Below are 228 nucleotides of genomic sequence, written 5' to 3'. Positions count from 1 at the left end.
TGTCGATCTGGCAGAAGTCGCAGCGGCGGGTGCATTCGGAGCCGCCGATGAGGAAGGTGGCTTCCTTGTCTTCCCAGCATTCGAAGATGTTGGGGCAGCCGGCTTCTTCGCAGACGGTGTGCAGGCCTTCTTTTTTGACCAGGTTTTTGAGCCCGACGAACTCCGGTCCCATCTGGACCTTGGCCTTGATCCAGTCCGGCTTGCGCTCCACCGGGACGGCCGCGTTGC

The 228-nt window shown here is 61.4% G+C and carries 1 pseudogene; it reads right to left on the bottom strand.

What is annotated here, in order from left to right:
• A pseudogene (locus AC5RUU_RS19700) lies at positions 1–228 on the bottom strand (lipoyl synthase); the annotation flags it as partial.

The sequence above is a fragment of the Arthrobacter sp. K4-10C genome (genome assembly GCF_059090085.1).
This window is presented reverse-complemented; position numbering and strand designations above follow the sequence as displayed.